This is a genomic window from Heyndrickxia sp. FSL W8-0423, from assembly GCF_038009395.1.
GTDB classification, from domain to species: domain Bacteria; phylum Bacillota; class Bacilli; order Bacillales; family Bacillaceae_C; genus Heyndrickxia; species Heyndrickxia sporothermodurans.
In genome coordinates, this window is the sequence record NZ_JBBPBE010000001.1 from 1,655,837 (window position 1) to 1,678,854 (window position 23,018).

Consider the following 23,018-nt stretch of genomic DNA (forward strand, 5'->3'; position numbering starts at 1 on the left):
CTAATAACTCGCCATCCGAGTGACGTGGCGAGTTTTCTTAAAGACGTTCATATTTATAGATGGAAACGCCTTCATATACAAGTTAAAATAAAGATAATATCATTAGAGCGGCTAAAGGGGTGAGGAAATGGGCCGTAAAGAAGAAATTTTTCATTTTTTGCAAACAACAAAAGAAAGTTATTCCGCTCAAGAAGTTGCTGAAAAATTTCAATTAGATCGAACAAATGTCAGCAGGTATTTAAATGAACTATATAAAGAAAAGAAGATTGAAAAAGGTAACGGAAAACCAATTAAGTATCGAATCCCTTCGATTCTTCACAACTATCCCTTTCGACGTTTAATTGGGGCGGATGGAAGTTTGAAAGTGGCAGTTCAACAGGCACAGGCGGCTATCTTATACCCGCCTAGAGGATTGCATACACTCATTTTAGGGAAGACGGGAACAGGAAAATCACTATTCGCCGAGTGTATGTATGAATACGCAAAGGACTCAAAGGTTATCCGGGAAAATGCTCCGTTTATTACATTTAACTGTGCGGATTATTCGCAAAATCCGCAGCTTTTATATGGGCATATTTTTGGAATAAAAAAAGGTGCATTTACAGGAGCGGATATTGATCGTCCTGGATTGCTTGAAAAATGTGATCACGGAATTTTATTTCTGGACGAAATTCACCGTCTTCCACATGAAGGTCAAGAAATGCTGTTCACATTTATTGATAAAGGTGAGTTTCGCAGATTAGGGGAGACCGAATCGTTAAGAAAAGCTTCTGTTCAAATTATCGGTGCAACGACGGAGATTCCGGAGTCATTTTTACTTGAAACATTTACTAGAAGAATTCCGATGACAATTACTCTTCCTCCACTAAAGGATAGAAGGATGGAGGAAAGATACGAGCTAATCGAATATTTTCTTATACAAGAATCGAAACGACTGAATGAGACCGTGTATGTTGATCGAAGAGCACTTAGTGCATTATTGCTTTATCATACGAGTGCGAATATTGGTCAGCTTCAACGTGATTTGAAACTAGCATGTGCGAAAGCATTCCTTAACTATAAATCTCTTCAAATACAATACCTACATATTACACAAATGGATTTGCCGGTCCACGTTCAAAAAGGGCTGCTTGATACGAAAGAATTTCGGGAAAAAATGAACAAGCTCATTGGCAGTGACCAAGAGATTTTCAAGTTTCATGAGCAGGAGAATATGGAAGAAACCGTAGAGAAGGAAGATAGTTTATATGATGTTATAGAACGTAAGCTTCACAATTTGCATCAAGATGGGAGAAGTGAGTCGGATATACAAAAGGAAATTTTAGTAGATATCAATCAATATTTCAATCAATACTTAGACCAACTTCCTGTCAGTAATGTAAATGAAGTAGTAAATGAATATATTTGGGGAGTGACAGAAAGGATCTATCAATTTGCGGAACAAGAATTGAAAAGAACGTTTAGCAAAAAAATGAAATTTGCTTTCGCTCTTCATTTACAAGGGACGATTGATAGGATTCGGCAAAATTCAGCGATTTATCATCCGAATTTAAATGATATCCGCAAAAAGTATTCGATGGAATTTAAGATTTCGATTGAAATTGCACAAATGATTGAACAAGAGCTGAATGTGGAAATCCCACTCGATGAAATTGGCTATATAACGATGTTTTTGGCATCAGATGTTGAAGAAAATATGTATCATCAAGAGCAACTAGTGGGCATTATTGTTATGATGCATGGGAAGTCGACTGCTACAAGCATGCTGCAAACTGTTCAAGAACTACTAGGAGTGCAGCAAGGAAAGGCTCTTGATATGCCGTTATCAATGGAAGTCGGCGAAATGTATGAACGTGTTAAAAATGCCGTGAAAAATATGAACCATTCAAAAGGTATTCTATTTCTTGTTGATATGGGGTCACTTTCTTCGTTTGGAAATTTAATTTTTGAAGAAACAGGTGTGAGAACGAGGACGATTTCAATGACGAGCACACCGGTCGTAATGGAGGCTGTTCGCAAAGCATCATTAGGGAGAAGTTTAGATGATATTTACCAAAGTTGTTTGCAGTTGTTCGACTATCAGTCTAGCACAATTAAATCCCGTGGAAAATCATTAAAGAAAGCGATTATTACAGCCTGCTTTACAGGGGAAGGGGTCGCCCTTAAATTAAAAGCGAAGCTAAAGAGCCTTATTGGAAATAGGGATATCGAGCTGTTGTCTTTACAATTTTTAAACCGTCAGGCATTTACGGAAAAAATCGCACAAATCACTGAACAATACGATATTTTAGCCATCGTTGGTACCGTTCACTTTCAATATGATGATATTCCATTTTATTCAGCGATTGATATTTTTCAAACAAACTCTTTTGTGGAGATTGAAGGGTTAATAAAGGATGATGAACCCTTTTTGAAAATGGCACAATCCCTTGAAGGACATATTAAAACGATTCCATCGATCAAGCAATTAATTCAAAGAATCCGACATCTTATGCATGAGATTGAACGAAAATTAAATGTTATTCTTGAAGATGGGGTAGATAAGGGAATTATTATCCATCTTATCTTTCTAATTGAAAATATGAAATTGAATCAGCCAGTACGAAAGTTTCACGAGTTTGAACAATTTCGAAAAAAGTATGCTCGTGAAATGAGTGTGATAAAGGAAACCATGGCTAGTCTTGAAAAGGAATATCATTTTATTTTATCTAAATCTGAAATCGCTTACTTGTGTCAAATGTTTATGGAGAATCGTAAATAATGAGTGTAATTAGAAAACGCAAGTGTGTAAATTGAATTACATACTTGTGTTTTTGTTTAGGGGAGGAATACGTGTCTAGCTCCAGCGCCTATCGACTAGAAAACTTCAGGACTTTTCCCTACGATAAGTCAACATCGATTCGCCTTTCAGGCTCATCGTGTTTCCTTTATCTTAGTCAAAGTCCCTCCAGTTTTTACGTCGATGAGCAAGGCGCTTTCGCTTTTCTATGTTGGCACGTTTCTTGCATATATAGATTATAGGAGGTGAAAGCGCTCTCTATAGTCTGAATAACAATTAATTGTAGTTGATAAGGGGAGAAAAGAAATGAAAAAAATTATGTTAGTTTGTTCAGCGGGAATGTCTACAAGTTTATTAGTAACAAAGATGGAAAAGGCGGCGGAACAAAGGGGAGAAGAAATTAAAATTTTTGCAGTAGCAGAAGCTGAGGCTCGAAACCATTTTGAAGAGATTGATATTTTACTATTAGGTCCACAAGTACGATTTTTAAAGGGGAAACTAGAGAAGCAGCTTGCTGGTAAAGGAATCCCGGTGCAAGTTATCGATAGTATGGATTATGGAACGATGAATGGGGAAGCCGTTTTAGGTAAAGCGTTGCAATCGCTTGACGGATAGGAAAAAAGGGGGAAATTATAATGAATAAAATAATAGGGGTATTAGAAAAAAATTTTGTTCCTTTTGCAGGTCGGATAGGAGCGCAAAGGCACTTAGTTGCGATTCGTGATGGCTTTGTGACGATTATGCCATTAATGATTCTTGGATCATTTGCAACATTGATTAACGCATTGCCAATAGATGCTTATCAAAGCTTTATGAAATCTGTTTTCGGTGAAAATTGGACGATGTTTGGCGGAGTATTATGGCAAGGAACATTTGCGATTGTATCACTGCTTGTTGCGTTTACGATTGCCTACAGCTTGGCAAAATCTTATGATAAAGATGGACTTTCATCAGGGGTTGTTTCGATTGCAGCATTGCTCTCAATCATGGCAACTACGAAAGATGGTGGATTTCCGCTTTCATGGGCAAGTGCTACAGGTCTTTTCGTTGCAATTTTTGTCGCGTTAGTGTCAACTGAAATATTTACTAGATTACTAGGAAATTCTAAATTGAATATTAAGATGCCTGATGGGGTGCCACCAGCTGTTTCAAAATCATTTGCTGCTCTTTTACCAGCAATGATTACGTTGACGATTTTCGGTCTTATTAAAGTTATTACAGTTAAATTAGGGATTCCTGACTTACATCAAGCATTATATGATTTATTACAAGCACCGATTGCAAAATTAGCCAATACATTATGGTCCGCCATTGTCATTGCGATTGTGAACCATTTCTTATGGTTCTTTGGTCTCCACGGCTCAAATATTTTAGAACCATTAATGCAAGCGGTTTATTTACCGGCTATTAATGAAAATATTGCTGCATTAAAAGCAGGTGCGGAAATACCGAACATTGTTACGAAATCATTTTTTGACGGGTTTGTTTATTTAGGAGGGTCGGGAGCAACGATTGGACTGTTAATTGCCATCTTAATTTCCGGACGTAAACATAAGCAATATAAAGATTTGTCGAAGTTATCCGTAGCTCCGGGATTATTCAATATTAATGAACCAGTTGTATTTGGATTGCCAATTGTATTAAATCCAATTTTGTTTATTCCATTTATTTTAACTCCATTAGTCTTAACCATTCTAAGTTATTTGGCGATTGCTACAGGCATTGTCCCTAAAACTGTTGTCTTGCTTCCATGGACGACACCGCCTACTATTGGTGGAGTAGTTGCGACAGCTTCATGGAAAGGCGGAGTTTTGGCAGCAATTAATTTGGTCATTTCAATCATTATTTACATTCCATTTATTAAAATGGCTGAGCGTGCATTTCTGAAAAAAGAAAACGAACAATTACATGCCGATCCGATTCAACGAGCGAAATAGTCAGCAAAGGAGAACATATAATGAACGTAGAAGAAATTGTCATGAAAATCATTACACATAGTGGAAATGCAAAAAGTGACGCAGTCGAAGCTATTCAAGCTGCAAAGGGAAAAGATATTGCAGCAGCAAATGAACTTATTGAGAAATCGGAAGCTGAATTATTACATGCCCATCACGTTCAAACATCATTAATCCAAAATGAAGCATGTGGAAATAAGGCCGAAGTCACCCTATTCCTTGTTCACGCACAAGACCACTTAATGAATGCGATTACATTTAAAGACCTTGCAAAAGAGTTTGTTGAGTTATACGAATCAATGAATAAATAATTTGATAGGTTGAGATGGACATATTGACCATCTCCCCCTATTTATTTTAAAAGGAGGGAAAAGTGTTGAGACAACTTGGTATATCTGTTTATCCGCAATATGGCACTGTAAAAGAACAAATCGATTATCTTGAAAAAGCAAGTTCTTATGGATTTACTCGAATGTTTACGTGTCTAATGTCTGCGAGTGAAGAAAAAGATTTACATACATTAAAGGTTTTATTAGCGAAGGCTAATGAATTAGGGTTTGAGATTATTGCCGATGTCAGTCCGAGTGTTTTTCAAGACCTTAACTTGTCATTTCGAGATTTAGGCTATTTTAAAGAGCTCGGTTTGTCCGGTTTACGACTCGACCTTGGATTTTCAGGTTTAGAGGAAAGCATCATGTCGTTAAATGAATATGGCTTGAAAATTGAGTTGAATATGAGCCAAGGTACAAACTACTTAGAGCAAATTTTATCGTATTCACCGAATAAGCATACTTTAATTGGCTGTCATAACTTTTATCCTCGCAAATATACAGGATTATCACGGGAACATTTTATCAAATGCTCAAAGCAGTATAAAGAACATGGGATTCGTACAGCTGCAATGATATCTTCAAGTCATGCAAAATATGGTCCTTGGCCAGTGCAAGAAGGACTTCCGACATTGGAGGAGCATCGCTATCTGCCAATTACCGTTCAAGCGAAAGATTTATATAATACAGGATTAATTGACGATTTAATTATTGGAAATTCCTTTGCTTCAGATGAAGAATTAAAACAACTATCCGAATTAAATCGCTATTTATTGGAGCTAAGTGTGGATTTTGTACCTAACGTTTCAGAACTAGAAAAGAAAATTGCCTTAGAAAAAATACATGTGAACCGCGGGGATGTTTCTGCCTATGTGATTCGCTCAACAGAAAGCCGCGTACAATATAAACAGGAATCTATCCCTGCTCACGATACACAATCAATTAAGCGTGGAAGTGTAACTATTGATAATGATCACTACGAGAGATATAAAGGTGAATTACATATCGCCTTACAAGAAATGGAGAATGAGGGAAAGACGAATACGATTGGATATATAGTTAAAGAAGAAACTTTCCTTTTAAATAAAATTAGACCGTGGCAGAAATTTAGGTTAGTTGAGAGAACGGAAAGATAGTTTTTGAACTCAATAGCATCCATTTTCCTTAAAGCGGTCCCATGGAATGAGAAAAGGATTTGTTAAGGTACCGGAAAAAAGAGAAGCGGTCCCATGGAATGAGGGAAAGATCTGTTAAAGTATCGGAAAGAATAGCGGCGGTCCCATGGAATGAGAGAAGGATATGTTAAGGTACCGGAAAGAGGAAAAGCGGTCTCATAAATTGAGGAAAAGCTCCGATAAGGGATCGGAATCACCAATTCAATCACATAGCGATTCAAAAGGGAACCACTGAAATTTTTGGTTTCCTTTTTCGCATGCTTTGTTATCAGAAAACAAAAGAAAATGTTTAGACAATTTAGAATTAACTATTGAATTAATGAAAACGCTATCATATAATGAAATTTGTAATATATGAAACTGTATTTCATATAATGAAATGCAGGGAATTGAATATGGAAAGAGGGGAATCGGATGTCTTCTTTAGTTTCCAAACGGGTTCAAGGTTTGCCGCCTTATTTATTTTCCGTCATTGACGAAAAAAAGAAACGGTTGCAAGAAAAAGGGGTAGACGTCATTGATTTAGGCATTGGCGCACCTGATTTACCGACACCGAATTTTATTGTTGAGCGGTTAATTAAGGAATTACAGGATCCACAGAACTTTAAATACTCCGGTTATTCCGGAAGCCAAGAATTCCGAGAGGCAGTTGCTGCCTTTTATAAAAAACAATATGATGTGGAATTAGATCCTAATACCGAAGTTCTTACTTTAATCGGTTCGAAGGAAGGGATTGCCCATGTCATTCCAGCGATGATTGACAATGGAGATGCCGTTCTGATTCCAGATCCCGGTTATCCTGTTTATCGAACTGCTACGTACTTAGCAGGAGGAGAATGTATTGATTTGCCGCTTGATCCAAAGAATCAATATCGTCCGATTTTTTCTCAGCTTTCACAATCGATTTGTGAAAAAGCGAAGCTCATGTTCTTAAACTATCCAGGAAATCCTACAGCCGCAACTGTTGAATTAGATGTATTCGAAGAAGCAGTTGCCTTCGCAAAACAACACCAAATAGGTGTCATCCACGACTCTGCATACGGATTAGTTACGTTTGATTCATTTAAAGCCCCAAGTATTTTACAAATTGACGGTGCAAAAGATTTTGCCGTTGAATTCGGATCCCTATCAAAAAGCTTTAATATGACAGGCTGGAGAATTGGCTATGTCGTCGGGAATCGAGAAATTATTCGTGCCTTATCAAAGGTAAAAAGCAATTGTGACACAAGTCAATTTTTACCCATTCAAAAAGCAGCTGCAGAAGCGCTAAACAGTGATTACAAAACTGTTGAACAGAATAATGCTGTGTATAACGAACGCTTAGAAAAAATGTTGGATGCCTTAAAGGATATCGGTATTCATGTAGAAAAACCAAAAGGCTCGTTTTTCATTTGGGCACCTGTGCCAACTGGATTCACCTCGCAGCAATTTGCTGAAAAAGTGTTGGAAGAAGCGGGCGTCATCATTACACCGGGAAATGCCTTTGGCCCATCCGGTGAAGGATATTTTCGCATTTCTTTATCTGTCCCAACTGAACGATTAGATGAAGCGGTAAAAAGAATAAAATCTCTGAATCTAGAGGTGACAAAACATGTCCCAAATCATTGAAAAAGAACAGAAGAAACGAGTCATGACTGGGGCAAAGGCGATTATTGAGTGCATGAAAATTGAAGAGGTATCGAAGGTTTTTTGTGTACCTGGAGAGAGCTATTTACCGGTATTGGATGCAATTTATGATGAGCCGACGATCGATTTAATTTCTGCAAGACATGAAGGCGGTGCCTCCTTTATGGCGGAAGGGTATGCAAAAGCAACACGAAAACCAGGTGTTGTCATGGCTACTCGTGGTGTTGGCGGTGCAAATTTAGCAATCGGGGTCCATACTGCCTATCAAGATTCTACACCAATGGTCGTTTTTCTTGGTCAAGTTCATAATAAATTTCGCGGTCGTGAAGGGTTTCAAGAAGTGGATTTAGACCAGTTTTTCGGCCATATAGCAAAATGGACGGTTGAGATTAAAGATGCCGAACGGGTGCCCGAACTTGTCCAGCGTGCTTTCCGCATCGCACAAACAGGTCGCCCCGGACCGGTGGTTATTTCATTGCCCGAAGATATGTTGAAAGTTGAAAGTGAAATGTCATTTGGTCCAAAAGTGAAAATTCCAAGGCCATCTCCGTCTGGAGAAGAGGTTAAGGAAGTTGAAGAAATTTTAGAAAGGGCTAAAAATCCACTTATTATTGCTGGTGGAGGGGTGATCCATTCAAATGGGGAACAGGCGCTGATCGATTTTGCTGAAAAATTCCATTTACCTGTTATAGCAGCATTTCGAAGACATGATGTGTTTCCAAATAAACATCCCTTATATGTCGGTCATCTAGGGTTAGGAACTGCAAAAGGAGTTCTCGAAACAACGAAGGAAGCCGACGTTATTATCGCGATAGGAACAAGACTTTCTGAAGTGACAACACAAGACTACACATTACTCTCCAAAGATCAAACATTAATTCATATTGATATTGATGCAGATATGCTAGGAAATGTTTATCCACCCGACATTGGGATTGTCGCAGATGCAAGAAAGACTTTACTTGCTTGCATGAATGTAACTGTCCAACCAAATTGGCAACAGTGGGTAAATAAACGTCGCCAAACTTATGAAAAGGCATCCAAGTTAACAATTAATCACCACAATGGGAAGCTAACGAATTTTGATGTGATAGCATTACTGCAAAAACATCTTCCGGATAACGCAATCATCACCAATGATGCAGGGAATTTTGCTGGCTGGCTCCATTCTTATTTTCAATTTCAGAAGGAAAAAACGTATGTTGGTCCAACATCAGGAGCGATGGGGTATGGACTGCCTGCTGCGATTGGTGTGAAATTGGCAAAACCCGATCGAACCGTTGTTTCTTTATCCGGTGATGGCGGAATGATGATGACCGTTCAAGAGTTGGAAACAGCGTCACGTTACCAAATTCCAGTCATTAGTCTCGTGTTTAATAATCAAATGTATGGGACGATTCGTATGCATCAAGAAATGCACTATCCGAATAAAATTAGTGGAACGGATTTAGGACAGATTGATTTTATTGGGCTTGCTCATTCCTTGAATGCAAATGGAGTAAAAGTGGATACAAGAAATGAGTTTGAACTGGCATTAAAAGAAGCGATGACGAGCAAAATCCCTACGGTCATTGAAATTGAAATGGAGCGAGAACAAATTTCAACGTCTAAAACGATCGAGCAAATTCGAAACAACTCATAAAGGAGAGATTCTATAATGTCTAATGCAGTTATTAGTGGAGAAAAGGTAGTAAATTATATTAACGGTGAATGGACGGTTCCAGTAAAAGAAAAGTATGCGGCTATCATTAATCCGGCAACCGGTGAAGCAATCGGTGACATTCTTCTATCGTCGAAAGAAGATGTAGATCGTGCAGTAGAAGCTGCGAAAAAGGCACAAAAGAAGTGGGCATTAGTTCCAGCACCGCAACGTGCAGAGCTTTTATATCGGGTAGGCTTGATTATGAAGGAAAGAAAAGAGGAGTTAGCCCGCATTTTAACCCAAGAAATGGGGAAAGTGATCGAAGAAGCACGCGGGGAAGTGCAAGAGGGAATTGACATGGCGTTTTATATGGCTGGTGAAGGAAGACGATTATTCGGAAATACGACACCTTCAGAATTAAAGGATAAATTCGCTATGAGTATTCGTGTACCGGTTGGTATCGTTGGAATTATTACTCCATGGAATTTCCCAATTGCGATTGCAACATGGAAGTCATTTCCCGCAATTGTTGGTGGAAATGCGGTGGTGTGGAAACCGGCAACGGAAACGCCATTAATGGCAAGAGAATTAGTCAAAATATTTGAAGAGGCGGGTCTGCCTAAAGGAGTGATTAATCTCGTTTGTGGTTCAGGTTCTCAAGTAGGAAATGCGATGGTTGAGCATCCCGATATAGATGTCATTTCGTTTACAGGTTCGAATGAAGTCGGTCGCACAATTGCTGAAACATGTGGAAGACTTTTAAAGCGTGTATCACTTGAAATGGGCGGAAAAAATGCGGTCATCGTGATGGATGATGCGGACTTAACACTTGCTGTTGAAGGCATCTTGTGGAGTGCTTTCGGAACGAGCGGACAAAGATGTACAGCATGCAGCAGGGTCATCGTTCACGAAAGTGTGAAAGAGCAATTAGAAGAACGACTTTTAGTAGCAATGGAAAAACTAACTCTTGGTAATGGGTTAGATGAGAGTGTCAAAGTTGGCCCTGTTATTAATGGAAATGCACTGCAAAAAATTCATAAGTATGTAGGAATTGGTAAGGATGAAGGTGCGAAGTTATTAGCAGGCGGATCCATTGTTAAACATGAAGAGTACACAAACGGTTATTATTACGAGCCGACACTATTTACAGATGTCAAACCTGATATGAGAATTGCACAAGAGGAAATCTTCGGACCTGTCGTTTCGATTATTCCTGTAAAAAGCTTTGAGGAAGCAATCGAGGTTAATAATGGAGTTACATATGGATTATCCAGCTCCATTTTTACAAGAGATGTAAATCGCGTGTTCGCTGCACAGCGTGATCTGGATACAGGAATTGTCTATGTGAATGCGGGTACAACGGGTGCTGAAATACACTTGCCATTTGGTGGAACGAAAGGCACTGGAAATGGTCATCGAGATTCCGGCGTTCAAGCACTTGACGTATTTACAGAGTGGAAAAGTGTGTATGTGGATTATAGTGGAAAATTGCAACGTGCACAAATAGATGTGGAATAATTTTGTCTATTGATAATCGATACGAACATACTAGGGAGGAATGTATATGAAAATTGCGGTTCTTGGAGCAGGACTTATGGGGAAAGAAGCAACTAGAGATTTAGTGAATAGTGCAGGGGTTGAGAAAGTTACATTAGCAGATGTTGATGTAAACAGAGCGGAAGCCGTTTGTCAGCAACTGAACTCTACGAAACTATCAACAGCTTATTTAGATGCGACGAATCAAGATCAATTAACAAATTTTATTCGGGATTATGATGTTATAATTAATGCCCTTTTTTATACTTTTAACGAAAGGGTCGCAAGGGCTGCCATCGATGCAGGAGTTAACTGTGTAGATTTAGGCGGACATATTGGTCATGCAACAGATCATGTACTTGCCATGAATGAAGAGGCAAAAAATGCAGGCGTTACCTTAATACCGGATTTAGGGGTCGCACCAGGAATGATCAATATTCTTTCAGGTTACGGTGCCAGCCAGTTAGATGAGGTTAAATCAATTAAAATATATGTAGGTGGGATACCGGTTGTACCGGAGCCTCCATTAGAATATAACCATGTTTTTTCAATGGAAGGTGTATTTGACCATTATACCGATCCATCGTTAGTTATCAGAAACGGTATAAAGCAAGAGGTTCCATCTTTATCGGAAATTGAAACGATCCATTTCGAGAGATTTGGTCCGCTTGAAGCCTTTCATACTGCCGGAGGAACATCAACACTGTCATTATCTTACCCGGATGTAGAGACACTTGAATATAAGACAATTCGTTATCGTGGGCATGCCGAGAAATTTCAATTACTTGTTGACTTGAATTTAACAAGAAATGACTACGAAGTTGAAGTGAATGGACAGAAAATCAAACCCCGTGATGTTCTTTTAAAAGCATTAGATCCGATCGTTGAGCTAGGTGACAAAGATGATGCCGTCCTTCTCCGCGTCATTGTTGAGGGGATAAAAGATGGAGAAAAGAAAAAATATGAATATGAACTAATTACTTATAAGGATCGTGAAAATCAAGTAACAGCAATGGCACGTGCAACCGCTAATACGATTTCGGTTGTTGCACAAATGATTGGCAGTGGATTAATTACTGAAAAAGGTGTCTTTGCGCCTGAAAAAATCGTTCCTGGTAAGGAATATATAAAGGAAATGGCGAAACGGGATGTAAATATTATTGATAAAAGTGAAGGATCCCGCTTAAATGTAACGGTGTAATCTAAAAATGGAAATCTATCTCCCTCTACGTACTAGAGGGAGTATTTTCATACCTTGAGGAGTCGGAGCAAAGTGAATCAAAGTGTTATTAAAGCGTTAGGATTGTTGGATTTATTTACTGAAGAAGAACCAGAACTTAGCTTAAAAGAAGTTACAGAGCGCGTGCAATTGCCAAAACCAACCGTTTACCGACTGCTAACATCATTAGAATATTGCGGTTTTTTGACTAAAACGATGGATTCGGAGTATGACAAGCGTTATAAACTTGGCCTAAAGTTGATGGAACTAGGTCAATTAGTGTCAGAGCAGTTAGAGCTTAGAAAAGTGGCGCTTCCCTATATGAAAAAACTAGCAAATGAAATTAATGAGGTCGTCCATCTCGTCATTGTCAATCATGATGAGGCTGTATACATTGAGAAAGTAGAGAGCACCCATGCGGTAAGACTATACACTAGGATAGGAAAAAGATCCCCACTCTACTTAGGGTCAGGACCAAAATTACTACTAGCCTTCTTGCCTGATAAAAAAAGAAAAGAAATATTAGATGCAGCAGCTATTCGTCCTTTAAATAAAAACCAGATTATAAATGAAATAGAAGAAATTAAAAGAAATGAATTTGCCATTAGTTATGGAGAGCAAGATGAAGGAACGACAGGAATCTCCTTTCCTATTTATGACTATCATCGAAAGGTGATTGCCGCATTAGCTGTAAGTGGACCATCCTATCGTTTTGAAGGTGCACATCTTGAAATGATTAAGGAAAAGACAAAGAAAAGTGCTAAAGATATTTCTTCTGAAATGGGATATCGGTAGTTGAAAATTTTTTTATTTTTTTATCAGAATTGCTATATTGGTTAATAGTGGAAATAGCGGAAGAAGGTTACCGTTTTTGATAAAAACAATGTTAGCCAATATGGCAATTATCTTATTTATGCATCGTTGTGTCCAACATCTTTACCTTACTTATGGACAAAAGAAAAAAAGGACAGCGATATTACATGTTATCATTGTCTCATTAACCGTCATCGCATTATTTTATTTCCCGATACTAATAGAGAATCGTTTTCGCTTTGATCTAAGAGCGATACCTATCTCCTTTATTGGAATCCTTCATGGACCTTTATATGTTATCCCGGTGGTCATTATTTCTGCGATTGGAAGATTATCTTTAGGGGGACTCGGCGCTTTGCCTGGAGTAATCTTTGGCATTACTGTTCCGGCAGTAATCAGTTTAATTATTAGATATTGTGTAAATTGGAAAAAAATAAACTATGGTAAAGGATTATTGTATTCTACGATTATATGGGCGGCTTGTGATCTGCCTTTTCTTTTTTATGTTCATTTAGATGCTGAGTTTTATTTGTTACGCTATATTACATTTCAAATCAGCATGCTAATTCTGTTTTCATTCACCAAACTATCATTTCAGCATAATCAGTTGTTATCTCGTTTTAAATTTTTTGCCGATCATGATCCGTTAACGAAGCTCTATAATATGAAACGATTCAATGAAGAGATTATGAAAACTAAACAAACGGAAAATAACAAAGCTTTCATTGCGATGCTTGATATTGACCATTTCAAACGAATTAACGATACATTTGGCCACCAAGCAGGAGACCAAGTTTTAATTGATTTTGCCCAAACGTTATTAAAGTTTCATAGAAAAGGATCGATTATTGCAAGATATGGCGGAGAGGAGTTTATCGCATACAAATTAGCTCCGACCATTGAAGATGCTGCATCTTCACTTGATGAGCTAAGAAAATATGTTGAAGCCCAGCAGTTTTATACGGAATCAGGTGATCCGTTAAGTAAAATTACAATATCTATCGGAATTGCTCCATTATTTCCGGATTCAAAACTTGAACAAGCTGTCAAAATCGCTGGTGGGCATTTGTATAAAGCGAAAGAGAATGGACGGAATCGGGTTGTTTTTTAAAGAAGGAGCCTAACACAATAAATCAAGACCAAATCGGTATTGCGATTTGGTCTTTTATGATCTTGGAGGACACCAGTTCCTTTATTTGCTTTCCGGTACCATAACAGGTCAGTCACTCAAGCAAAGGGCCCACTTTGCCACTTACCGGTACCATAACAGGTCAGTCACTCAAGCAAAGGGCCCGCTTCGCCACTTACCGGTACCATAACAGGTCAGTCACTCAAGCAAAGGGCCCGCTTCGCCATTTACCGGTACCATAACAGGTCAGTCACTCAAGCAAAGGGCCCGCTTTGCTTCTTTCCGGTACCATAACAGGTCAATCACTCAAGCAAAGGGCCCGCTTCGCCACTTACCGGTACCATAACAGATTTATCACCCTAACCATGGGGCCCGCTATGCCCGCATAGCCCTTAAATTCTCGTCATTTTATAAAAATAACGGATTCCCTGTCCACAAAAGTTTTTTAATCCGGAAAGAGGATACTTTTTACATACCCAACTAAGTATAGTGATCCGGTTACTAATATAAATGTATTCCCTTTTGTATTTTCATAAATAGATTTGATTGTGTCTTCTAGATTCAGATTATACATATAGTTGTTAGTTTCAAATGTCTGGAATGCTTCTTCTATTTCTCTTCGACTAATATTCCGCTCAAGAAATGGATGTGGTGTAACGATGTATGTTGCATTGGCAATTTCAATCGCTTGAAGCATTCTTGCTATATCTTTATTAGATGAAATCGATAAAATAACGGTTGAAATCGGTAAACCAAGTGAATCGATATTTTTCTTTAAAGTTTTCATTTCCAATATGTTATGGGCGCCATCGAATAGAAACTTCACACCGTTTTTTTCAAGAATCTCCATTCGACAAGGGATGTGAACAGATTTAAGTGCACTATGAATCATGTATTCGTTAAATTCATAGCCGAGCCGGATGAAGGCTTCAATTACGGCTAAAGCATTGCTCGCATTTTGTACTTGATGCGTTCCTATAAGTGATAAATCAATATTCTCTAATAAAAGATGTTCACTTTTGAAATGAAAGGTACTTCCTGTTTCATCCGCTTGTTTAATTAAATTTACGTAATCACGATTAAAAAAGAGGAATGCTGCCGGGTCATGTGCTTCAATTTTTAATAAGTAATTCCGTGCTTGTACATTATTCATGCCACAGATAACATATTTTGTAGAATCCTTAATAATACATGATTTATCAATAATAATTTCTTCAATCGTCGATCCGAGCAAATGGGAGTGGTCCAGTGTAATTTCGGTTAGTACCGCAATGATCGGGTCAAAAATATTAGACGGATCTGCTTTTCCACCGACACCATTTTCAAAGATAATTAGATCAATTCCTTTTCTTTGAAAAAATAGCAGAGCGATGACGATCATAACATGCATATGTCCAACTTCTTGCTCATAATGATAACCGCTTAGTTTCTTTTCTACTTCCAAAACAATTGCCGAAAATTCATCTTGTTCAATCATTTCACCATTGCACATAAATCGTTCTTCATACCGATTAAGATGTGGTCCCGTAAATAACCCATGGCGGTAGGAATGATAAGACAGGATGGAGGAAATAAAGTGAGCGGTACTTCCCTTACCGCAAGACCCAGTAATCTGAACAAGTTTGAAATCATGTGGACGAATTGAAAACAAATTCAGTAAATCCTGCATGATTTGATGGTGTAAGCCATTTGTTCGATTCATCGTACGAGTATTAAATTGTGAGAGATAGTTCAACGCGCGAAGGTAGTTTGTATTCCTCACTATGTAAAAACTCCTATATTTTAATAATAAAATTTTACCATAAGTCATGTGTTTCACAAGAATTGTTGATCAAAAAAAAAGACACCAACATCCTATTGGTGCCATTCCTCATTTTCTTTTGGTATGGGATCAATCCTGTACGCATCTTCCGGGTCTACTGCTAGTTTAAAAGAATAAATAAACAGCCAACACCCAAATCCTACAACTGTCACAAGAACACCAATCGTCGTTATCCATTCAAACATCATCTTCATCCCCTTTATTATAAAAGGTATGCGGACGCATGATTGAAATTTCATCTTTTTTCACTAATTATTCAAGTTTTTCTGTTCTACTTTCCCATTCTCTTTTTAATAGACCAAATAGGAGCATATCATGCCTTTTTCCATATCGGTGAATGAACTCACGATAACTTCCCTCTTGTTGGAAACCTAGTTTTTTATATAAGGAGATAGATGATTGATTGTAATCAAAGACAGTTAGCTGAACACGGTTCAAATTTAGTTCGTAAAAGGCAAAGTCTAATGCAAGTTCCATGCTTTCATAGCCATATCCTTTTCCGCGATTGTTGTTATCTCCAATCGCGATGGAAATCCAACCAACCCCGTGATTCCATAAAATCCCGTCAATCTCAATATAACCTATGAAATTGTTCTTGTTCCGGGTTCGAATGGCAAACAGAAATTGTGTATTCGTATCCGTAAACTCCTCATACCAACTAGTTAGTTCTGACTTCGTTTTAGGTACAGCCGGCAATGCGTCGAAAAGTTGGGTAAAAGTTGTATTTTCAAACCAAGTAGTGATTGAAGTTAAATCGTCCTCAGTTAAAGCTGTTAATTTTATTGTTTCGCCAGTTAATAGGTTCATAGTTTTACCTCCGTTTGTATTCTTCTATGGGTATTCGATTGGAGGGGGAAGATTTCCTGCTTATTACCATAATGGGTAATGAGTTGTTCCGCAGATTAATTAGCGGGAGCAAGTTGGATTTAGAGGATTATTATGCATATTTTAGGAGATTACAAAAAGGGAATTTTATATAAATAAAAAGGATGTTTCCATCAGATTAATATTCCAACATGATTACACAAAAACAGCCCTTCTCATTTGAGAGGGCTAAAAATTTTTGTAATCATTGTTTTTCCGTCCGCTAAATATAAATATTCCCCAAAGAATAACAACTAATAAATTATAACCTCTAATCCATAGATGCTGCGAATCTATTATCATATTAACAAAAAACCCAGCAACAGTTAAAAACAATAGAATTCCCAGATAAATTTGATATTTTTTACTCATAACAACCCACTTCTAATAAATTTTTTTAAAAACTATTAAGACAAATGCTTTTGCAATATATTTAGCTATTGTTTTATTAAATCCGTATTTCTGAATAAAAAATTTTGTTAAAGCTTTCTTTATTGTACCATTGGATCTAGGCTGGCTTTGGTAGTTCTGAGGAAGTATTCTTCACATTAATGAGCTTAACGTATAAAAGGAAATCCCCGTCTATAAAGGCGGGGTTAACTTATGGCAGATTCGATTTTTGCCAGCACTCTCGGTAATTCTCGGTTTATTTGACGTCCACTAAACCGCATTACTTTCCATCCATGCTTTCGTAAATAAGCGTTTTTTCTGCGGTCATGTTTTTTTTGTTCCGGTGAGCTATGGTAATCCTTTCCGTCGCACTCAATCGCTAACCGAAGGCTAGGAACCGTTAAATCAATGCGATAGGGACCGCAATTAACTTGCGTGTGGACGTTGTAGCCTCTATATACCAACGCATCATATAAGCGCGCCTCAATATAACTTTCACATTTCGAACGCTGGATTTGTGCGTCAGATCGAACTGGCTGCACGGTTTTAAAGTTAATGGCAAACATAATTCCTAACAGAAGCAGCCCGAAAAATACGAGGTATTCTGCCGTCATTTATCGTACCTACTTTTATAAGTTTTAATCATATAAGTCAATTCGTCACGATCAATTAACTTTACGCGGTTATGCTTCGCTAATTCCTCAGCTGCTGGCGTAAAGTATTGATTAGTTACGACCATCGCACCGTCCGCTTTATAATATCTGATTGCTCCAACGACTTGCTGAATCGCTGCGACCCCAATACTGCTACTATAACGTTTAGCTTGTACCACATATTTTTTACGTTTCTTCTTAAGTATTAAATCTGCTCCGTAATCGCCGGATCCTTTAGTAACCACCACATTATATCCGATGCACGTGAATAGAGGAACAAGATACCTCTCGAAATCATAGCCGTCCATTTTGTCAACTTCGTATAGATCGACAATATGTGTAAAATTCTTCTTTCGTATGAAAAAATAATAATATCCGTAAGCAAGACCGGTAATCAATAATATAATAAATATCCATGAAAGCAATCGTCTACCCTCTTCCGATTCAGTCAACCCGATAAAAATAATTAACCCTAATGCCACATATGTAGTACGTTGGTTCCACAGGTTCTTTTTTCTAGTCTTTGCTCTTGACATTATGCAAACAAACCTTTCGATGTTTTTAATAAGTTTAACCTAGGAGGATTCACTATAAACTATCCGGTTTGATTACGTAATATTTAAAAAAATTCGGGCTAATCCATAAATAATTTTAATAGACAAGAACGAATACTTTAATTTTCTTTGGATTATAATCCCTTTTAATAGTGTAAAATTCATAGGCAAAAAAATAAACCGTATCAAAGGAATAATCCACTGAATACGGTTCTTTAAAAGAGGTATACTTTTACACCCGTAAAACGGGGCTATTAACTAGCATAACGATTACCTCAATGTCCTATAAACGTTGTTATAACTTGGTATAACGGCCCCGAGAGGACTCGAACCTCCGACGCATGGTTTAGGAAACCAACGCTCTATCCGCTGAGCTACGGAGCCATGATATGAAGGCTTTTTTAATGTGCATTATATATTATAAAGGAATTAATAGTGTTTGAAAAGAAAATTATATTGTAATACTTTATTAATATTCATTGAATTGGAACAATAGGGATCTGATAAGATACCAAATCGAGTTTTAGCTGCATATTCATTTTACAAGTATCTATTTAAAAATGCATAAGCGAAGCACAGATACTTATGCATTTTACAATATCCCTATCCAAAATGTATAAGCAAAGAATAGATACTTATATATTTTACGATATTCCCATCTAAAATGTATAAGCGAAGCACAGAAACCTATACATTCTACAAGCACCCATCCAAAAATGTATAAGCAAAGCACAGAAACCTATACATTCTACAAGCACCCATCCAAAAATGTATAAGCAAAGCACAGATACTTATACATTTTACAAGCACCCATCCAAAAATGTATAAGCAAAGCACAGAAACCTATACATTCTACAAGCACCCATCCAAAAATGTATAAGCAAAGCACAGATACTTATACATTTTACAAGCACCCATCCAAAAATGTATAAGCAAAGCACAGATACTTATACATTTTACAAGCACCCATCCAAAAATGTATAAGCGAAGCGCAGAAACCTATACATTTTACAAGCATGCATCCAAAAATGTATAAGCAAAGCATAGAAACTTATACATTTTACAAGCACCCATCCAAAAATGTATAAGCAAAGCACAGAAACCTATACATTTTACAAGCATGCATCCAAAAATGTATAAGCGAAGCGCAGAAACCTATACATTTTACAAGCACCCATCCAAAAATGTATAAGCGAAGCAAAGGTACCTATACATTTTTCAATCATTCATCCAAAAATGTATAGGTAAAGAACAGATACCTATGCATTTTTCAAGCACTTTCCCAAAAAATAAACCGGGCATTTTAGCCCGGATTTTATAATTAAAAATATATGACCATGTTGATTAATAAGCTAAACTAAATAGTCCTTTAATATGTGATAAATAGCGGATGTTGCTTGCTTCTTTCATCATTGTTGCTGGGAATCCTTTAAGTGGAGTTTGGTTTCCTCCGATAATAGCAACAGCATCTTTGCGTCCTAGGCTTGCAAGTGTACCAGAGTCAACTGGAGAGAATTCTTCTAGTTTTTTCCCTTCTAATGAAGCGAATACGTTGTAGCCAACAAGTTCGCCCATTTGCCATGCGTTTTGTGCAGTTGGTGCGTATGGACGACCATTTGGTGCCATTAATACGGCACTGTCGCCGACAACAAATACGTCAGGGTGGGAAACGGATTGAAGATGTTCATTCACAGTTGCACGGCCGCGGTTTACTTCAAGACCTGATTCGCCAACTAGTGGATTTCCTTGAACTCCGCCTGTCCAAACGAAAGTATTCGTTACAATTTTTTGTCCATCTTTAAGATCAACGGTGTTACCTTCTACATTTGTTACAGGCAGACCTGTAAGGAATTTAACGCCGCGTTTTTCTAAGCTAGTAGTTGCACGTTCAATTAAATGATCCGGCAATACTGGTAGAATTTTTGGACCTGCTTCAACAAGCATGATTTTAAGTTCTTTTGGATCGATGCCATATTTTTTAGCTAGGCCTGGAATTGTATCAACAATTTCACCAACTAGTTCAACACCAGTTAAGCCGCCGCCGCCAATAAGGATTGTAGCGTCTGCTTCATTTTGCGTTTTAGCATATTCTTGAAGGCGACCTTCAATATGTTTATGAATTTTATTGGCATCACTTGTTGATTTTAATACCATACTGTTTTCTTCAAGTCCCGGAATACCGAAATAAGAAGTAACACTTCCAAGGGCAACAACAAGTCTGTCATACTTTAGCATCGAACTATCAGCAAGTATTATTTCTTTTTTATCTACTGAAAAAGAAGTGACTTTAGAAATTTTAAGATCGATATCTTTTCCTTTGAAAAGCTTTTCTAAAGGCATTGCAATTGCTTGTTCAGAAATATTACCTGCTGCAAGGCGATGTAATTCTGTGATAATTTGGTGTGTTGGATACTGGTTAACAACAGTAATTTTTGCTTCTGATTTATCTACATATTTACGTAATGTTAAGGCTGATAGAAGGCCACCATACCCAGCACCTAAAATGACGATATGTTTTGACATAGTATATCCTCCATCCTTATATAAAAAATATTATCTTTGATTTTCACGTTGTTCAGAAACTTGAAGAAATGCGTTTAAGAAACGGAAAAGTTTTTGTGCTTGTGGATCTTTCAACAATTTAAGCAGGCCGAATAAACCGATTACTTCAGTACTTTCATCAGCAATATCTTTAGCTTCGATTGCTTTTTGTGCAATGTTTTTAACACCTGTTTTAATAGGATCAACGATTTCTGTAATCGCACCAACAGTATCATTTTTTAATACTTCATCAGTTGCTACGGATTTAGCGAAGTCATAAGACTTTGTTAAAATAGTAACAAGTTCGGCCAATTTAGGAAGTTGTTCAACAAGAACATTTAATGATTCTTGAACTTCTGGCTTTAATAACTGATCAAGAACATCAAGTTGTTGCTGGCGTAGCTCAGCATTTAGTTGATTGTTAGTTTCTGACATTTTCAATTCTCCTTTACTTTTCTTTAGGCATCACTATTAGGCTACTCCACTTCTTTACTCTTGTCCATTGGTGAATGAAAAATTTTTATAGAAAATTTGGCAATAAACATATTTTTAGAGATGATTAGGAAAGAAATTGGATTATCTTGGGAACTGAAAATATGTAGAGGGAAATCTATTTATAGTATTTATCAAAGTGCATAAAAAAATCGGATTCCTTTAGGAAAATTTTATTTAATGAAAAATAAAAAGGCATGAGCACCGAAATGTGCCATGCCTTACAAGCTATCTTCTTACAGACCCATGCGGATCAATGACAAATTTCTTTGCTGCCCCTTTATCAAAGTCAGCATAGCCATTAGGAGCTTCATCGATAGAAATTAATGTCGCATTTACTGCTTTCGCAATTTGTGCTTTTCCATGTAAAATCATCTTCATTAATCCACGATGGTATTGCATAACTGGTGTTTGACCAGTAACGAATGTATGTGCCTTTGCCCAGCCTAATCCAAAGCGAATTTTTAGAGAACCAATTTTCGCATCTTCATCAACACCACCTGGATCACCTGTTACGTAAAGACCAGGTATACCGAGACGACCGCCAACTTGTGTCACATCCATTATCGCATTTAAGACTGTAGCTGGTGCTTCTGAGTGACCATGCCCGTGTCCGTGTGCTTCGAAGCCTACACAATCAACTGCTGCATCAACGACAGGCTCACCAAGAATTTGTTCGATTTGTTCACCTAAATTATCATGTTGGCTTAAATCAATCGTTTCACAGCCAAAGCTTCTTGCTTGAGCTAGACGTTCTGGATTTAAATCACCAACAATGACCGCGGAGGCACCAAGCAGCTGGGCAGAATGTGCGGCTGCTAAACCGACGGGTCCTGCACCGGCAACATATACGGTAGAGCCCGATTTGACACCGGCAGAATAAGCCCCATGAAATCCTGTTGGGAAAATATCTGATAGCATCGTTAAATCAAGTATCTTTTCCATTGCTTGTTCTTTATCAGGAAACTTCAGTAATTGGAAATCAGCATAGGGAACCATAACATATTCTGATTGACCACCAACCCATCCGCCCATATCGACATAACCATAAGCGGAGCCAGGTCGATCAGGGTTTACATTTAAACATACATGGGTTTTTTGTTCCTTACACATTTGGCAGCGGCCACAAGCAATATTAAATGGGACGGAAACAAGATCTCCTTTTTTAATATATTCGACATCCCGTCCTACCTCAATGACTTCACCAGTAATTTCGTGTCCGAGAACCAATCCTTCCGGTGCAGTAGTTCGTCCACGAACCATATGCTGGTCACTGCCACAAATATTTGTCGTAACCACTTTTAAAATAACGCCATGCTCACATTTACGTCCGACATTTAGCGGATTCACACCAGGTCCATCCCGCAAAACTAAATCAGGATATCCAATATCCTTTACTGCCACTTTTCCGACCCCATTGTACACAACTGCCTTATTACCTGACATATCTAAATCCTCCCCCCCTAATAGAAAACGTTTTCTTTTTGTCATACAGTCCA

General features: G+C 37.8%; 19 protein-coding genes and 1 tRNA gene. 11 read left to right on the forward strand and 9 right to left on the reverse strand.

Annotation, left to right across the window (positions count from 1 at the left end):
* Positions 1-127: 127 nt before the first annotated feature.
* The 11 genes from MKY81_RS08320 (at position 128) to MKY81_RS08370 (ending at position 14,185) form a co-directional block, all read left to right on the forward strand.
* Positions 128-2,761, forward strand: a complete 2,634-nt coding sequence (locus MKY81_RS08320) for a sigma 54-interacting transcriptional regulator (protein WP_341117518.1) — start codon at positions 128-130, stop codon at positions 2,759-2,761.
* Between the two features lie 324 nt (positions 2,762-3,085).
* Positions 3,086-3,394: a PTS sugar transporter subunit IIB gene (locus tag MKY81_RS08325; protein WP_107958122.1), complete on the forward strand. Its 309-nt coding sequence runs from the start codon at positions 3,086-3,088 to the stop codon at positions 3,392-3,394.
* A gap of 20 nt (positions 3,395-3,414) precedes the next feature.
* On the forward strand, positions 3,415-4,716 hold the full coding sequence (gene celB / locus MKY81_RS08330) for a PTS cellobiose transporter subunit IIC (RefSeq protein WP_341117519.1): 1,302 nt from the start codon (positions 3,415-3,417) through the stop codon (positions 4,714-4,716).
* Between the two features lie 20 nt (positions 4,717-4,736).
* Entirely contained in the window at positions 4,737-5,045 is a 309-nt protein-coding gene (locus MKY81_RS08335) for a PTS lactose/cellobiose transporter subunit IIA (RefSeq protein ID WP_066236120.1), read from the forward strand.
* 65 nt (positions 5,046-5,110) lie between these two features.
* Positions 5,111-6,199: a DUF871 domain-containing protein gene (locus tag MKY81_RS08340; protein WP_066236121.1), complete on the forward strand. Its 1,089-nt coding sequence runs from the start codon at positions 5,111-5,113 to the stop codon at positions 6,197-6,199.
* Positions 6,200-6,652: 453 nt separating this feature from the next.
* Positions 6,653-7,846, forward strand: coding sequence for an LL-diaminopimelate aminotransferase (locus MKY81_RS08345; RefSeq protein WP_341117522.1), 1,194 nt, complete (start codon positions 6,653-6,655; stop codon positions 7,844-7,846).
* Positions 7,830-9,506, forward strand: a complete 1,677-nt coding sequence (locus tag MKY81_RS08350; protein WP_341117523.1) for a thiamine pyrophosphate-binding protein — start codon at positions 7,830-7,832, stop codon at positions 9,504-9,506. Before MKY81_RS08345 ends, MKY81_RS08350 begins: the two co-directional genes overlap by 17 nt.
* A gap of 15 nt (positions 9,507-9,521) precedes the next feature.
* The gene (locus MKY81_RS08355) at positions 9,522-11,024 is read left to right on the forward strand and encodes an aldehyde dehydrogenase family protein (RefSeq protein ID WP_341117524.1); all 1,503 of its coding nucleotides are present in this window, start codon (positions 9,522-9,524) and stop codon (positions 11,022-11,024) included.
* Positions 11,025-11,070: 46 nt separating this feature from the next.
* The gene (locus MKY81_RS08360; RefSeq protein WP_107958133.1) at positions 11,071-12,243 is read left to right on the forward strand and encodes a saccharopine dehydrogenase family protein; all 1,173 of its coding nucleotides are present in this window, start codon (positions 11,071-11,073) and stop codon (positions 12,241-12,243) included.
* Between the two features lie 72 nt (positions 12,244-12,315).
* On the forward strand, positions 12,316-13,056 hold the full coding sequence (locus tag MKY81_RS08365) for an IclR family transcriptional regulator (protein ID WP_107958135.1): 741 nt from the start codon (positions 12,316-12,318) through the stop codon (positions 13,054-13,056).
* A 76-nt stretch (positions 13,057-13,132) separates the two neighbouring features.
* Positions 13,133-14,185 carry a diguanylate cyclase gene (locus MKY81_RS08370; RefSeq protein ID WP_107958137.1) on the forward strand — a complete coding sequence of 351 codons (1,053 nt, stop codon included), beginning with the start codon at positions 13,133-13,135 and terminating at the stop codon, positions 14,183-14,185.
* Between the two features lie 463 nt (positions 14,186-14,648).
* Here the strand turns inward: MKY81_RS08370 and MKY81_RS08375 are convergent, their stop codons facing one another.
* The 9 genes from MKY81_RS08375 to fdhA all read right to left on the reverse strand — a co-directional run bounded on the left by MKY81_RS08375 (position 14,649) and on the right by fdhA (position 22,965).
* The gene (locus tag MKY81_RS08375) at positions 14,649-15,965 is read right to left on the reverse strand and encodes a bifunctional folylpolyglutamate synthase/dihydrofolate synthase (RefSeq protein WP_341117529.1); all 1,317 of its coding nucleotides are present in this window, start codon (positions 15,963-15,965) and stop codon (positions 14,649-14,651) included.
* A 92-nt stretch (positions 15,966-16,057) separates the two neighbouring features.
* Positions 16,058-16,210, reverse strand: coding sequence for a hypothetical protein (locus MKY81_RS08380; RefSeq protein ID WP_160331511.1), 153 nt, complete (start codon positions 16,208-16,210; stop codon positions 16,058-16,060).
* Between the two features lie 67 nt (positions 16,211-16,277).
* On the reverse strand, positions 16,278-16,832 hold the full coding sequence (locus tag MKY81_RS08385; RefSeq protein WP_341117530.1) for a GNAT family N-acetyltransferase: 555 nt from the start codon (positions 16,830-16,832) through the stop codon (positions 16,278-16,280).
* Positions 16,833-17,485: 653 nt separating this feature from the next.
* Complete coding sequence (locus MKY81_RS08390) at positions 17,486-17,893, reverse strand: endonuclease domain-containing protein (RefSeq protein ID WP_108072650.1); 408 nt, start codon at positions 17,891-17,893, stop codon at positions 17,486-17,488.
* Positions 17,890-18,468, reverse strand: a complete 579-nt coding sequence (locus MKY81_RS08395) for a restriction endonuclease (RefSeq protein WP_108072648.1) — start codon at positions 18,466-18,468, stop codon at positions 17,890-17,892. The genes MKY81_RS08390 and MKY81_RS08395 overlap by 4 nt, the downstream gene beginning before the upstream one ends.
* A 329-nt stretch (positions 18,469-18,797) precedes the next feature.
* Positions 18,798-18,870: transfer RNA gene (locus tag MKY81_RS08400), tRNA-Arg, on the reverse strand.
* A 960-nt stretch (positions 18,871-19,830) separates the two neighbouring features.
* Positions 19,831-21,009, reverse strand: a complete 1,179-nt coding sequence (locus tag MKY81_RS08405) for an NAD(P)/FAD-dependent oxidoreductase (RefSeq protein ID WP_341117532.1) — start codon at positions 21,007-21,009, stop codon at positions 19,831-19,833.
* A 30-nt stretch (positions 21,010-21,039) separates the two neighbouring features.
* Complete coding sequence (locus MKY81_RS08410; protein WP_066226588.1) at positions 21,040-21,462, reverse strand: DUF1641 domain-containing protein; 423 nt, start codon at positions 21,460-21,462, stop codon at positions 21,040-21,042.
* Between the two features lie 285 nt (positions 21,463-21,747).
* Positions 21,748-22,965: a formaldehyde dehydrogenase, glutathione-independent gene (fdhA, locus tag MKY81_RS08415; protein WP_108072646.1), complete on the reverse strand. Its 1,218-nt coding sequence runs from the start codon at positions 22,963-22,965 to the stop codon at positions 21,748-21,750.
* Positions 22,966-23,018: the final 53 nt, after the last annotated feature.